Source organism: Fictibacillus halophilus, assembly GCF_042680145.1.
Taxonomy (GTDB): Bacteria; Bacillota; Bacilli; order Bacillales; family Fictibacillaceae; genus Fictibacillus; species Fictibacillus halophilus_A.
The window spans coordinates 233,361-246,573 of sequence record NZ_JBHTNQ010000001.1; the positions used below are offsets into that span (position 1 = coordinate 233,361).

Here is a 13,213-nt window from a genome sequence, read left to right on the forward strand (position 1 = left end):
CCATGAGCCAAAAGGAAACGAATTTAGATATAACCGGAATGACATGTTCGGCATGTGCAGTACGAATCGAAAAAGTTTTAAACAAAATGGATGGTGTTGACGCAAACGTTAACTTAGCCATGGAAAAAGCCTCAGTAAAATATAATCCAGATGTAACATCACTAACAGATATAGAACAGAGAATTGAAAAGCTGGGTTATGGAGTCACGAAGGAAAAAGTGGAACTTGATATCTCTGGTATGACATGTGCAGCTTGCTCAACTCGTGTTGAAAAAAGTCTCAACCGGATGGAAGGTATCACCAACGCCTCTGTTAACCTGACAGGTGAAACTGGTACAGTGGAATATAATCCAGCTGTTGTATCGGTAGAAGATATGTTAACGAAAATTGAGAAGCTGGGTTACAAAGGTTCAATTAAACAAGACAGGGAAACAAAAAAGTCGAAGAAAGAAGAGGAAATCGCTTCAAAGAAAAGAAAACTGTTTCTTTCCATTCTTTTATCGCTTCCTCTTCTCTATACGATGCTGGCTCATATGCCTTGGGATACAGGGCTCCCGATGCCCCATCTTTTAATGAACCCATGGTTCCAGCTGGTGCTGGCATCTATTGTTCAGTTTTATATAGGCGGTCAATTCTACGTCGGGGCATATCGTGCGCTTCGTAATAAGAGTGCCAATATGGATGTGCTCGTAGCATTAGGTACATCAGCAGCATTCTTTTATAGTGTTGCAGAAGCAGTTAAGACGATCGGCAACCCTGAATATATGCCGCAGCTGTATTTTGAAACGAGTGCGGTGCTTATCACATTGATTTTAGTAGGTAAATATTTTGAGACCCTCGCTAAAGGACGGACGACAGAAGCAATTTCAAAACTATTGAACCTGCAGGCGAAGGAAGCAACTATTATCCGGGATGGCGAAGAAGTGAAGATTCCTTTAGATCAAGTTGCTGTTGGGGATACATTGATTGTAAAACCAGGTGAAAAGATTCCCGTTGATGGCAAGGTGATTTCAGGAAACTCATCTGTAGATGAAAGCATGATTACGGGAGAATCCATTCCTGTTGAAAAAGTGGAAGGTGATTTAGTCATCGGATCAACTCTCAACAAAAATGGAACACTCCGTATGGAAGCCCAGAAGGTGGGAAAAGAGACCGCACTTGCCGGTATTATTAAAATTGTTGAAGAAGCACAAGGATCTAAAGCACCGATCCAAAGAATGGCGGACTATATCTCTGGGATTTTTGTACCGATTGTTGTTGGTATTGCGATTACTGCATTCCTTGTCTGGTATTTCTTTGTTTCGCCTGGAGACCTGCCACAGGCTCTTGAAGTTGCTATTGCTATATTAGTAATCGCATGTCCTTGTGCATTAGGGCTCGCAACACCAACTTCCATTATGGTTGGAACGGGTAAGGGGGCAGAACAGGGAATCCTTTTTAAAGGCGGAGAGTACCTGGAAGGTGCACATAAAATCAATGCAGTTCTTCTAGATAAAACGGGTACGGTTACAAAAGGAAAGCCAGAAGTAACAGACGTCATTGAATTAAAAGAAGGATTTATAGCTGAAGTACTTTCCGCTGAGAAAAATTCGGAACACCCATTGGCTGAAGCTATTGTTGAATATGGAAAGAAAAATGAAATTCACTGGCTTGATGCAGAATCGTTTTCAGCTATTCCAGGACACGGAATTGAAGCTGTTGTTAATGGAAAAAACATTCTGGTCGGGACACGAAAGCTGATGAAAGAAAAAGCTGTTTCTTTTGATCAGCATGAAGAAACCATGAGTAACCTTGAAGCTGAAGGGAAAACGGCTATGCTTGCTGCAGCAGATGGTGAGCTGGTAAGTATCATTGCCGTAGCAGACACGGTGAAGGATTCATCTAAACAAGCGATTAAACGGTTGTTTAATATGGGTATTGATGTATATATGATCACGGGTGACAATGAAAGAACAGCCAGAGCAATTGCAAAACAAGTCGGTATCCAAGGTGTTCTTGCAGAAGTACTACCAGAAGAAAAAGCGAACAAAGTAAAAGAGCTGCAGGAACAAGGAAAAAAAGTTGCCATGGTTGGTGACGGCATTAATGATGCTCCAGCCCTTGCTACAGCGGATATTGGGATGGCAATCGGAACAGGGACTGATGTAGCGATAGAAGCAGCAGATGTTACGCTTGTCGGCGGGGACTTGAATCATATTCCTAAGGCGATCGAGTTAAGCCGAAAAACGATGAGAAACATCAGACAGAACTTGTTCTGGGCATTGTTTTATAATACTGCCGGAATTCCTATCGCGGCATTCGGTTTGCTGGAGCCATGGGTAGCAGGTGCCGCGATGGCGTTCAGCTCAGTATCCGTAGTTTCAAACGCATTACGATTAAAAAGAATAAAACTTTAGACTTATTTCTAACAGATTGATGCACATTTTTTTAGATTTTGCTTCATTGACAAGTTGATTGGAGTGCAAGGTGCGAGACTCCTGCGGGACGAGTGGGACAGGTGAGACTCCTAAAGGCGCAAAGCGTCAGGAGGCTCACCGCCCGCCCCGAGGAAAGCGAGCATCCTGTAACGGAAATCAACTGCTTCCAAGGGCATCAAAGCTTGCGAAAAAACCGATATTTAAAACAGGAGGAATGAATAATGGAAAAGAAAACATTAAAAGTAGAAGGTATGACATGTGGACATTGCAAAAGTGCGGTAACAAATGCATTGACAGAACTTGAAGGGGTAAAGAATGTTACTGTACACCTTGAAACAGGAACTGTAGATGTAGAAGTAGATGAATCAAAAGTGTCTGAATCAGAGATGCGTGAAGCGATTGAAGAACAAGGGTATGACGTAAAAGCATAATGTGAAAAGCCTCCCCGGATCGGGGAGGCTTATTTTATGAAGTTTGACAGGTTGTCCAAATTTAAATGTTACCCTTTAATGCTTTAGCAACTTTTGCTACACGAGCTCCTAAACGAGATGCCATTTTTTTCTCAGCATCAACAGGCTGTTTGCTTCCGTCTGCTCCTGCAACGGTTGAAGCCGCGTATGGTGAACCGCCAATGCCTTCATCTGTCATCATTTCAGAGTTTTCACCATATGGAAGTCCAACATAAATCATTCCAAAGTGCATTAGCGGAACGAAAGAGGTAATAGCTGTAGATTCCTGGCCTCCATGTATTGTGTTTGAGCTAGTAATAACCGCCGTCGCTTTTCCTTCAAGATCACCATTAGCCCAAAGACCGCCGGCAGAATCCAATAATTGTTTGATTTGTGCTGGCATCATGCCGTATCTTGTTGGAATCCCCCAAACGATACCATCAGCCCATTTTAAATCGTCTAAAGTCACTTCAGGAATGTCACTTTGTGCTTCTTGCGCTTTTACATAAGCGTCTTGCTGAGACATATATTGTTTTGTCACTTCAAACTCAGGAACTTTTACGACTTTCACTTCAGTACCATCTACTTGTTTAACTCCTTCAGAAGCGGCAAGTGCCATCTCATAAATATGTCCATATGAACTGTAGTATACAACCAAAATATTTGCCAAAATGTTTCCTCCTTTAAAGTTATGACTGTAATACTCTTCCCGAAAATTCATTTGGGAAATCATAAAAAAATCCGCCTGAGTGTTCAGGCGGTCATTTTTAATAATAGGGATATGGGTAAGGATAGTAGGGATAAGGGTACGGCAGATATGGATAAGGCGGGTAATAAGGATAAAGAGACAGAGCTGCAAGTGTTGCCAGCGGAAAGATTTGGCGGTAAAATCTCCTGTACCGCGGTCTTCCATACCATTGACGCTGATTTTGTTGCTGAGTTCCTTGCTGCTGCATAATCTGCTGAGGTCCAGCAGCTTGCTGGCCTGTTACTTGTCCCGGTCCTATTTGTGGACTTTCTTGTTCATCTGCAGGCATCATTTCCTGTGGAACAAGCATATACACATTTTTTTTGTCTAAATCCGTAATGATTCCTTCCGTTTGCTGGCCATCGTTTGTTTTAACAATCACATGGTAATACATATGATGCTGGCATGTTTGGTGCATATTATTAGCGCGTACTTGTTCTTCAAATTCATTTTGATTATTGCTCATTTGTTATCACTCCTTCCCATTTTATTTCTATTTTTAATTTTTACTTGTTATGCATAACTAAATATCCATATTTTTGCGCAAAAAAAAGAACCGCGAATGACTGCAGTTCTTTTTCTGAATTAACTTTTTTCTGTACTTTGAAGTTTGGTCTTAAACATACGTTTAAAGAAGCTAGCCACTGTTTCAGCTTCCAGGTAATAGAACAGCTTGAATAATAAACTTCCTAATAAAACACCAGCAACTACATCCAGTACAACGTGCTGTTTAACAAAAAGAGTGGATAAGATAATACTGTAAGCAATGGTTGAAACGATAATATCTTTTTTAATGGTCCAAAGTTTGCTATGGCGTATGCCCAATATCATTAAATAACTGCTTAATACATGAATGCTTGGGAAACAGTTGAAAGGCTGATCAGCTCCATATACATATTTGACCATACTCGTTAATATCCCATTTCCCACCAGTTCTGGCCGGGGAACTGTAGTTTGGAAAAAGAAATAAATAACGTAGCAACCCAGCATGCCTACACAAAAACTCAAAAGTGTCCGGTAATAAATAGCTCTGTCGTATATACAGAAATAAACAAACATTAAAAAGATAAACGCATACCATAACAGATACGGTACTACAAAAATTTCTACAAAAGGTATTTGATGATCTACTGCTGTAATGAGTTGTCTCGCTCCACGTTCCCCATCATTTAACACCTGATAGATGATATTCAGCAAAGGGATAGAGAGGAGAAGACATAATGCTAAAATATTTTCTTTTACGATACGCAATACGAACTACTCCTTTGTCTATATCATCAGCTTTTAATTCTATACCCGATTAACAATGTTTTACACGTTTTTAATATACCTTTTAGACATTACCATAATATGGTTGTTTTGTCATAGGAATTGAGGCGTATTTTCATAAAAATTTTTCTGCTTTTTTTGACTCTATTTGTAGTGTTCCCAGTAAGGCAGTAAAAAGGGTTTCCACTATTTGCGACAAGTAGTAATTCTAACCGTAAACTGCCGCAAAAATAATTTTGACTTTTCTGACAAAAGTCTTATAATGAAGGTACAACCGTGTAGACCTAATGCATAATTAACCTCTTTGAAAGGGAGTGTTATGGATGTATGTAGGCAATACCATTAAGGTTAACCGCTATAACGGCGAGTATTTTGAGATCAGCCAGAAGTGGCTCATGGAAATGGTATGGAACAAGTATAATATGCCTTTGCATGAGTTTTTGCTGTCATACGACAAATTTGACAGTGATTATATTTATTCGCTTGCAGTTCGTAACTCTGTAGATTTTAAGCTGGAATTTGACGAGGACTACCTGTATATCGGGTAGTTTTTTATTTTGCTTATGTCAAAAGCCCACCCTCCTACATACAATGTGTTTAGGATTCAGGGGGAGGGCGTAAAAATGGCGAAAAAAAGTGCGAAAAAGAAAGTTAATAAATATGATAGCGCAATAAACAAATATCAGCACACGCTGAAGATGGTCACAAGTGAAACATGCATTGCCTGCAAAACGCAATGCGCAAGAGGTTTGGATTATATGGAACGAATGTCAAAGCCAGGGGCACTAGGAAAAGGCGTAGCGTGCCATCTTACAAAAGGAAAAGGACATAAATAAGCGGATTTTAGAGCTGACCCACGAGGATGTGGGTCAGTTTTTTGCTTGTCCAGCGAGATTTATACTCGCTGGACGAGCGGTTATTGAGATTTACGAGCGGTTACTGGTCAGCACTATGTTTTTACTCTCATTTATTATTGCGTATACTAACCGAAAAGTATCACATACAAACAGAGATTCAGATGCTTTTCATCAAGCAAATTGATGGTTTCCGAAGACTTCATACCATCATAAGTTGGGAAAACTGCTTGTTTTATACTAAAAAGAAAGCACATGTTCTCCTTCAATTTTCCCAATACAAAGCTAGCCAGCTCCCTGTTAAAATAGGATTACACCCACTTTCAAACGAAAGACGGGGAAATTGGTAACAGGAACGGGTGAATGATGTGAAAAAGAAAGTACTTGTCTATTTATATCCGCAATTTAGAGAAGTGGAGATCATGACAACTTTATCTATTATAGGTAAGAAATATGAAGTGCTCCCTTTTTCGCTTTTACCGGGAACAGTTACTAGTGAATGCGGATTAATGATGCAGCCTACGATCAAAATGAAAAATATAAGCCCGATGGATTATGAAATGCTTATTATCCCAGGAGGGAAACAAGCTTTTACTCAAGGTAATCCGAGGCTTCTGCATCTTCTGCAAGTATTTGATCGAGAGGGAATTAAAATAGCGGCGATTGGTAACGGAGCTGCCATTTTAGGACGAGCTGGCATTCTTAACGGCAAATCATATACCGTTTCTTTGCGTGAAGAAGAATTTGCAAAAACAGCAAACTGGCTGAATGGCACTTATGTGTCTAAACAGATCGTGGAAGACAAAAACTTACTAACTGCAAAAAGTCATGCTTATATTGACTTTGGCTTAACGATAGGGGACCGTTTGCAATGCTTTGACGGCCTCGAAGAATATAACTTTTTTAAAGGAACGAGTTCTTTTTAACTATGCTCCCCTTTTCGCTCTCTGGTTTTAAACTGGAGAGCGTTTTTTAATGGAAATAATTACTAAATAATTATTCGGTAATATTAAAAAGTTCATTGCTTGACAAAAGTAAGTTAAACTATTAAGATATAAAAAGAATTAACTTACTAAAGAGAAGTTGATTTCTAAAAGTTTACTAAAAATACAAATAACCATATAACTCAAAGGAGAGAACTACACATGAAAGTACTTTACATCAATTCAAATCCGAAGCCATTAGATCAATCATTCGGACTTCGTTTAGGGCGTCATTTCTTAAATGAGCTTACTAATCAAAATGAAAACATTGAGATTGAAACAGTTAATCTTTATGAAGAAAATATCCCTTTAATCGATGCAGATGTTTTAGACGCTTGGGGCAAGTTAGCTGCTGGTCTTGAGCTTTCACCATCACAAGTAGAGAAAACAACTCGAATGGGTGAGGTTTTAGAGCAATTCCTTTCTGCTGATATGTATGTTTTCAACACGCCTATGTGGAACTTGAGCTATCCGCCAATGCTTAAAGCTTATATCGATAACGTTGTAATGGCTGGAAAGACTTTTAAATACACGGAAAACGGACCACAAGGACTTCTTGGAGAAAAAACAGCTGTACACATTCAATCACGAGGCGGAGTATACTCTGAAGGACCTGCTCAAAGCTTTGAATTTACAAATGGCTACCTTCGAGGGGTAATGGCATTTATAGGGATTACAGATTACCACCATGTATACACTGAAGGCATGGCGGCTGCTCCAGATCGTGCTGAAGATATTCTGGATGCAGCAAGAGAGACTGCATCAGAACTGGCAAAAGAATTAGCATCTGCTAAACGAAACGCATAAATTTTACACTGATAACGAACCGTTTTAAGAGGAATTCTAAAAAAGGTGTCTGAAGTTTAGACACCTTTTAGTGTCTTAAGGAGTGGAGAGAAAATGAACGAAACGTTTAAAGTAATGGAAGAAAGAGCATCGGTAAGACTTTATCAAAAGGATAAAGAGATCCCTAATGAGACTCTTCATAAAATTTTAGAAATGGCAGGAAAGGCTCCATCTGCATGGAATCTTCAGCACTGGCGCTTTATCGTGGTTACTTCACAAGAACAAAAAGAAAAATTGCTTCCGATCGCTTACAATCAAAAGCATGTTCTTGATGCATCTGCAGTTGTGATAGTCCTAGGTGACACTGAAGCGGATAAAGTGGCTGCAGAAGTGTTTGAAAAAGCACCTGAAGAAGCAAGAAACATTTTATTAAAGAATATCAAAAGTGCCTATTCACAAGGGCGCCCATTAGGTGAAAGAGAAGCTCTTAAAAATGCTTCACTAGGTGCCATGCAGCTTATGCTGGCGGCAAAAGCATTAGGCATTGATTCATGTCCGATGACAGGCTTTGATCACGAAGCTATTCTTCCTGCACTTGGTATTCCTGAACGATTCATTCCTGTAATGATGATTACATTAGGTTATGCAGACGGACCAGCAAAGCCAACGGAACGCTTTGATATTAACCGTTTAATCATGCATGAAAAGTACGAAGAAAAACTTTAAAACGTACAAGCAGTCTATAGTCATAACCATGGCTTAGGCTGCTTTTTTATTTGCAAGATATGCTATTATACAAATAGAAAGTCAATTTTTTGAAAAAGGAGCACCTATGAGCACGTTAACGATATCAATACTTATTACACTAGTGATTATCGTGTTTGTAATCATTATTTTTGCAGCTGCGATAACAAAAGGGTATTCATACAAACATACTGTAGACAAATTGGAAGACAATCCTTATTTACAAAGTAAAAATGAAAAAAATGATGCTAATCAAAAAGAACCAGAAGAAACAAACAAATAGTTTAGAAAGTCTTAGAGGAGATGGAGCGAAGTATGAATTTTACGATTTCACCTAAGCCGCCATTTGATTTTCAAAAAATGATGAAGCGTTTAACAGTCACCGGAAAAACACATGTTTTAAAACTCTCTGATGATTTTACTCAGTATGAAAAGATTGTTCATATTGAAAATGTATCTTGCTATGTGAAAATCAACGCAGAAGGTTCTGTTGAGAAACCGCTTCTTTCGTGTCATGTCATACCTTTAGACGAAAAAATTTCAGAATCAAAAGCAAAGATGAAAATTCAACAGCTCTTCTCTACAGAATTGGATCTATTACCGCTTTATCACCATTTTTCTGATCATAAAGAATTAGGTTTAGTGCTTAACCGTTTTAAAGGTTTGAAGCTTTTAACTGAAACCGATCTTTTCGAAGCAATTATTAAAATCATAATCGGTCAGCAGGTAAACTTAACGTTTGCGGGTACATTAACAGATCGGCTGATCAAACTTGCCGGGAAAGAGATAGAGGTAGAAGGGAATGTCTTTCAAATCTTTCCTTCGCCGGAAAGTACTGCAAAATTAACTTATGACAATCTACGCGAACTTCAGTTCAGTCAGCGGAAAGCAGAATACATCATAGACCTTGCAAGAATGATAACTGATGGCAAACTGGATTTAGAAGCTTTGTGGAATAAGTCTGATGAGGAGATTATTCAAATACTTCTTCCAATAAGAGGGATCGGGAAGTGGACGATTGAGTGTCTATTGATCTTCGGGATGGGCCGCCCTGATATTTTGCCTGCTGCAGATATCGGTTTAAGGAATGCTGTTCGTAATGTCTGGAGTCTTGAAAATCAGCCTTCTGAAGATGAAGTGAGACAATTAGCTGAGGATTGGAAACCTTGGAGAACTTATATAACGTATTATTTATGGGAAAGTTTGAATCAAACGCCAGAGGTTGTTGATCATACATAAAGGCTGTTTTCGCATACTTTGTTGTTTTTGAAAGAGGTAAATTTCCGCTTCAGGACTCCCTTTCCGCAGGGTGTGCGGTGAGCCCATTCGCCGCTTTGCGTCAATGAATGGTCTCACCTGTCCCACTCATCCTGCTGGAGTCTCGTCCTTCCGCTTCAATTAACTAATCAATGAAGAAGTTCTTAAAAACATCTCTATAGCAACAATTTTTCAGAACAGTCTACGTAAAAAAGGTGAAGAGCTTTTCAAGAGTTCTTCACCTTCGTTTTGTATTTATTGATTCAATTCTTTTCCTAAAAACTCTGCGATGGCTTTCATACCAAATATGCCAGCTTTCTCTTCCGCTTCACGGTTGTAATTCGTGTTTGTATTTACATCATATGCATACACGCTTCCGGATTTATCGGTAATGATTTCAATCCCGGCGAATGTTATGCCGTTGGCTTTTAAGAATGCCTCAAAGTTTGATTGATAAGGCACGGTAAAGTTGTCTAGGATTTTAAACTTTGGTTCAGGTTCTTCGGGCTGATCGGTAATTGGACAAAATTGATCCCCGATCTGGCAGGCATCTGCTGGACAGAGCTCAAATCCTTCTGAAGTATCTACTTTTACGGCATAAAGAAATTTCCCGCCTATAAATTCGCAGCGTACGATAAAAGGTTCAGGTGCCTCAATATAATCCTGCAGCAGAGTAATCCCATCTATGGATTCATCAAAAGCTTCTCCATTCACATAAGTTTCGAGAGCGGATTTTGTTTGAAACAATTGTACCCCAAGCCCTTTACCAGCCCTGTTATGCTTTGTAATGAATGGACCATCAAAGTGTGCCGTGGCCTTTAAAAGTTCTTCTTTTCCATAAGCTGCAATAGTACGGGGTACAGGAATATCAAACGCCTTTAATGCGCTGTATTGATTTACTTTGCTGATCTCAAGCTGAAGTGCCCGGCTGTTATTGAACACTTTTCTGCCGTAGCTTTCAAGCCATGCTAAAACAGCTGAAGTATATTCTGGCGCGTAACGGTGGCCCCGTGTATGAGAAGAAGCACTCATCCGATTATAAAAAACGCCTTCGGGAGGAGCTTGTGTTAAATCAATATATCCTTTTGACATGTGCCAGTCTTCATAGGGAAGACCTAATTCTTCAAAGCGCTGGAATAAAGGTGCAGTCCATTCGCTATTTTCGTGGATAACATATATTTTTGGAACCATTGTAATCCTCCTTAAAACTTAATTCCGACTGTTTCTATATACCTAGTCTAATATAGGTGGTTTAGAATGAAAAGAAAGTACACAAAAAAGAAGCCTTATTTAGACTTCTTTTTCTGAAGATGCTCTGATTTTTCGAATTTTTTTATCGCTTTTGCGTAAAGGCTGAAATCCTCATTTGTTATTTCTTCCTCGCCATAACGCACCTTTTCATAGACCTGTAAAACGGATTCGGCTTCATCACCAGAAAGTTTTAGGCGTTCAAACCATAAAGGAGCTGATTCTCCAGGTAAACGTCCATACCCTCGTTTATCCATCGTTTTTTCAAAGTGCAGAAACTTTTTTCTCGTTCTGTCTTTTGGCTGAAGCCATCTTCTCCTACCAAAAGCAGTTCCGTTTAAATCTGAGCTGGTTAATGCTGAAACATTTCCAGTTAAAGCTGCGTCTGCTCTAAGATTAAATAATAATTTTTTCCTCCAGATATAAATGACTACTATTTGCACAAGTAAGGCAGCAGCAGTCCACCAGAGAAGTGAGTAATCATTTACGAATTCTTGCGGCTGTTGTTCGAGAATCTCTTCGGCTATCCCCACTTCTGAATTACCATCGTCATCATCTTTTTTAAAGAGTTTCATTAAATAAGCAATTGGTATAGCCAGCAAACTAAATAATTTCCATAAAGGAACTGCCACAATGTAATACATCAAAAATAGAACACCATCTAAAACCCAGTAGATAAATTGTTTAAGAGGTCCTAAAAAAGCAAAAACGACACCGCTCAAAGCAACAAGGAAAAGCGGAACAGAAAAGTCTCTCCATACTTTATCACCATCTGAATTCTTAAAATAGTGAACAGTCATTTTTATTGCAAGCATGAGCATGAATTGTATCCAAACTGCTCCATACATGACTGTGAATCCATCTTTGAAAAAGAAAGAAAGGACGAGTGCAAACACCGCACTAATTGTTAAGATGATTTCCAAATCGGTTTTAAAAGGGTCCTGCCAATTTTCTGAACTTCTCCAAGCAATGATTACAGCAAGTATTGCAGAAAATAGGATAGAAGACGTAATGAACCAAAATGACAAAGTAGATATGAGAATAGTACATACCAATGTAAGTTTTAATAGATTGGGTTTGTAAACATATAAAGCTCCACTTACAGCAATAATAGGCAGCAATACTGCTGTGTAAAAGGCTAGATCCAGCCATGAAGCTCCTTGTACAAGGAGAACATAAAATAAAAAGAGAAGCATGGCATCAAAGGTTAAGTTCATTCCATACAAAATCAATTTCTGGCTATTTAACATGGAACGACCTCCTTAGAAGAGTAAGGCATCAAGTATGCTTCCGTCCCGGTTTGATTAACCAAAAAGACCTTACCGCCGGACTTAATCCATTTATTCGTAATGAATTGTGTATTTGTATCATTTGGAATAATCCCTAGAAGAATAATAAAAGGAACAGATCCAGCAAAATTACGATCCATTTTTGTCCACATAATGTTCGGTTTGACAGTAACATTTGAGCGGTCAATACGAGCAAGTCCTTCTAGTACCTTACTTAAGTGCTGCGGACCGCTTCCGGTTGTTACATGATACATTCCTAATGGACCAGGTACTTTAAAGTTGATGTAAACTTCAAATGGAATGTTCTTCTCGGCAGCAAATTGGCACATATAAGCAAGAAAACTTATTTCGTTTTCCATTTGCTCAGAAGATTTCATATCTTTATGATCAGGCAAGATGGTATATACGAATGTCCAATGATAGACTACCGTTTTTTCAAAAACCTTTGTTTGAAGAGTTCCTGTTCTAGCAGTCGCTTTCCAATGCAGTTTGTGAAAGGAATCACCATACGCATAATCACGGTTTCCAGCAGGTAGTGAGACATTCTCAAACAATGCAAATGGACGTGCTGCTTCACCGCTTCCTTGATGGAAAAGATGTTCAATCTTATGAACAGGAAGTGGTCTAGGATAAACAATAATCTCAGCAGGAAAAAGTTCCTGAAGTGCTAAAGCTTGACCACTGGTCTGAAGCGGATCATGGATTTGCAGTAAAAGGTTAGAAATTCTTGTAATACCTCTCTTTCTTGCTGTAAAAGGTATTGTTTGTGTATACGCCGTTTTTCTATAAATAGCAAAAGGCCTTTTCAGCTCAATCCTTCCTTTTGAACTCTCAATTTCATCTATGTTCGATTCAGAAATAACATCTCGATGAGTTAAAAAGAGCTCACCTCTGAATGATGGCCATCTTCCCGTATGAAGCAGTTTTATATAAAATTCATCTGAATCTCCAGGAAACAGACGGTAAATCTGTTTAGTTGAATCCAGTTTTAAATCTTGAGCAGCTGATTTGAATTGTAATAACGTAGCACCATACAAAAATAAAATGACCAGACCTAAAACAAAAAGAAAGGATATATTTCGATAAAATCCGATTAGGAGAATTAATGGACTAAATAAAACAAGCGCTTTAAAGATCGGCTTGATCCAGATCTGATTACTCCATTGCAT

At 38.9% G+C, this 13,213-nt stretch carries 15 protein-coding genes; 9 read left to right on the top strand and 6 right to left on the bottom strand.

All coding sequences use genetic code 11. The annotated features are described in order from the left end of the window. Window positions 1–2 precede the first annotated feature (2 nt). A complete protein-coding gene (locus tag ACFQ4X_RS01210; protein ID WP_379832752.1) occupies window positions 3–2,396 on the top strand; it encodes a heavy metal translocating P-type ATPase in 2,394 nt (797 codons plus the stop codon). A 242-nt stretch (window positions 2,397–2,638) separates the two neighbouring features. Further along, complete coding sequence (copZ, locus tag ACFQ4X_RS01215; RefSeq protein ID WP_226536566.1) at window positions 2,639–2,848, top strand: copper chaperone CopZ; 210 nt, start codon at window positions 2,639–2,641, stop codon at window positions 2,846–2,848. Window positions 2,849–2,909: 61 nt separating this feature from the next. Here copZ and wrbA read toward each other — a convergent pair whose 3' ends face one another. The 3 genes from wrbA to ACFQ4X_RS01230 form a co-directional block, all read right to left on the bottom strand. Then, the gene (wrbA, locus tag ACFQ4X_RS01220) at window positions 2,910–3,536 is read right to left on the bottom strand and encodes an NAD(P)H:quinone oxidoreductase (RefSeq protein ID WP_379832753.1); all 627 of its coding nucleotides are present in this window, start codon (window positions 3,534–3,536) and stop codon (window positions 2,910–2,912) included. A gap of 97 nt (window positions 3,537–3,633) precedes the next feature. Then, on the bottom strand, window positions 3,634–4,080 hold the full coding sequence (locus ACFQ4X_RS01225) for a hypothetical protein (protein WP_379832754.1): 447 nt from the start codon (window positions 4,078–4,080) through the stop codon (window positions 3,634–3,636). Window positions 4,081–4,199: 119 nt separating this feature from the next. After that, the gene (locus tag ACFQ4X_RS01230) at window positions 4,200–4,865 is read right to left on the bottom strand and encodes a phosphatase PAP2 family protein (protein ID WP_379832755.1); all 666 of its coding nucleotides are present in this window, start codon (window positions 4,863–4,865) and stop codon (window positions 4,200–4,202) included. A gap of 341 nt (window positions 4,866–5,206) precedes the next feature. On the opposite strand from ACFQ4X_RS01230, the gene ACFQ4X_RS01235 reads away from it, so the two are divergent. The 7 genes from ACFQ4X_RS01235 to ACFQ4X_RS01265 all read left to right on the top strand — a co-directional run bounded on the left by ACFQ4X_RS01235 (window position 5,207) and on the right by ACFQ4X_RS01265 (window position 9,489). After that, window positions 5,207–5,431, top strand: coding sequence for a hypothetical protein (locus ACFQ4X_RS01235; RefSeq protein ID WP_379832756.1), 225 nt, complete (start codon window positions 5,207–5,209; stop codon window positions 5,429–5,431). Between the two features lie 75 nt (window positions 5,432–5,506). Continuing rightward, window positions 5,507–5,719, top strand: a complete 213-nt coding sequence (locus ACFQ4X_RS01240; protein WP_379832757.1) for a hypothetical protein — start codon at window positions 5,507–5,509, stop codon at window positions 5,717–5,719. Window positions 5,720–6,105: 386 nt separating this feature from the next. Next, on the top strand, window positions 6,106–6,663 hold the full coding sequence (locus ACFQ4X_RS01245) for a DJ-1/PfpI family protein (protein WP_379832758.1): 558 nt from the start codon (window positions 6,106–6,108) through the stop codon (window positions 6,661–6,663). A gap of 219 nt (window positions 6,664–6,882) precedes the next feature. Then, window positions 6,883–7,527: an FMN-dependent NADH-azoreductase gene (locus ACFQ4X_RS01250; protein ID WP_379832759.1), complete on the top strand. Its 645-nt coding sequence runs from the start codon at window positions 6,883–6,885 to the stop codon at window positions 7,525–7,527. A gap of 93 nt (window positions 7,528–7,620) precedes the next feature. Beyond that, on the top strand, window positions 7,621–8,232 hold the full coding sequence (locus tag ACFQ4X_RS01255; RefSeq protein WP_379832760.1) for a nitroreductase family protein: 612 nt from the start codon (window positions 7,621–7,623) through the stop codon (window positions 8,230–8,232). Between the two features lie 106 nt (window positions 8,233–8,338). After that, window positions 8,339–8,533, top strand: a complete 195-nt coding sequence (gene ytzI, locus ACFQ4X_RS01260; protein WP_379832761.1) for a YtzI protein — start codon at window positions 8,339–8,341, stop codon at window positions 8,531–8,533. A gap of 32 nt (window positions 8,534–8,565) precedes the next feature. Then, on the top strand, window positions 8,566–9,489 hold the full coding sequence (locus ACFQ4X_RS01265; RefSeq protein WP_379832762.1) for a DNA-3-methyladenine glycosylase family protein: 924 nt from the start codon (window positions 8,566–8,568) through the stop codon (window positions 9,487–9,489). 273 nt (window positions 9,490–9,762) lie between these two features. On the opposite strand, the gene ACFQ4X_RS01270 is transcribed toward ACFQ4X_RS01265, so the two are convergent. The 3 genes from ACFQ4X_RS01270 to ACFQ4X_RS01280 all read right to left on the bottom strand — a co-directional run bounded on the left by ACFQ4X_RS01270 (window position 9,763) and on the right by ACFQ4X_RS01280 (window position 13,213). Further along, the gene (locus ACFQ4X_RS01270) at window positions 9,763–10,698 is read right to left on the bottom strand and encodes an ATP-grasp domain-containing protein (protein ID WP_379832763.1); all 936 of its coding nucleotides are present in this window, start codon (window positions 10,696–10,698) and stop codon (window positions 9,763–9,765) included. Window positions 10,699–10,793: 95 nt separating this feature from the next. Then, window positions 10,794–12,005 carry a DUF4129 domain-containing protein gene (locus ACFQ4X_RS01275; RefSeq protein ID WP_379832764.1) on the bottom strand — a complete coding sequence of 404 codons (1,212 nt, stop codon included), beginning with the start codon at window positions 12,003–12,005 and terminating at the stop codon, window positions 10,794–10,796. Then, window positions 11,999–13,213 carry a DUF58 domain-containing protein gene (locus ACFQ4X_RS01280; protein WP_379832765.1) on the bottom strand — a complete coding sequence of 405 codons (1,215 nt, stop codon included), beginning with the start codon at window positions 13,211–13,213 and terminating at the stop codon, window positions 11,999–12,001. The genes ACFQ4X_RS01275 and ACFQ4X_RS01280 overlap by 7 nt, the downstream gene beginning before the upstream one ends.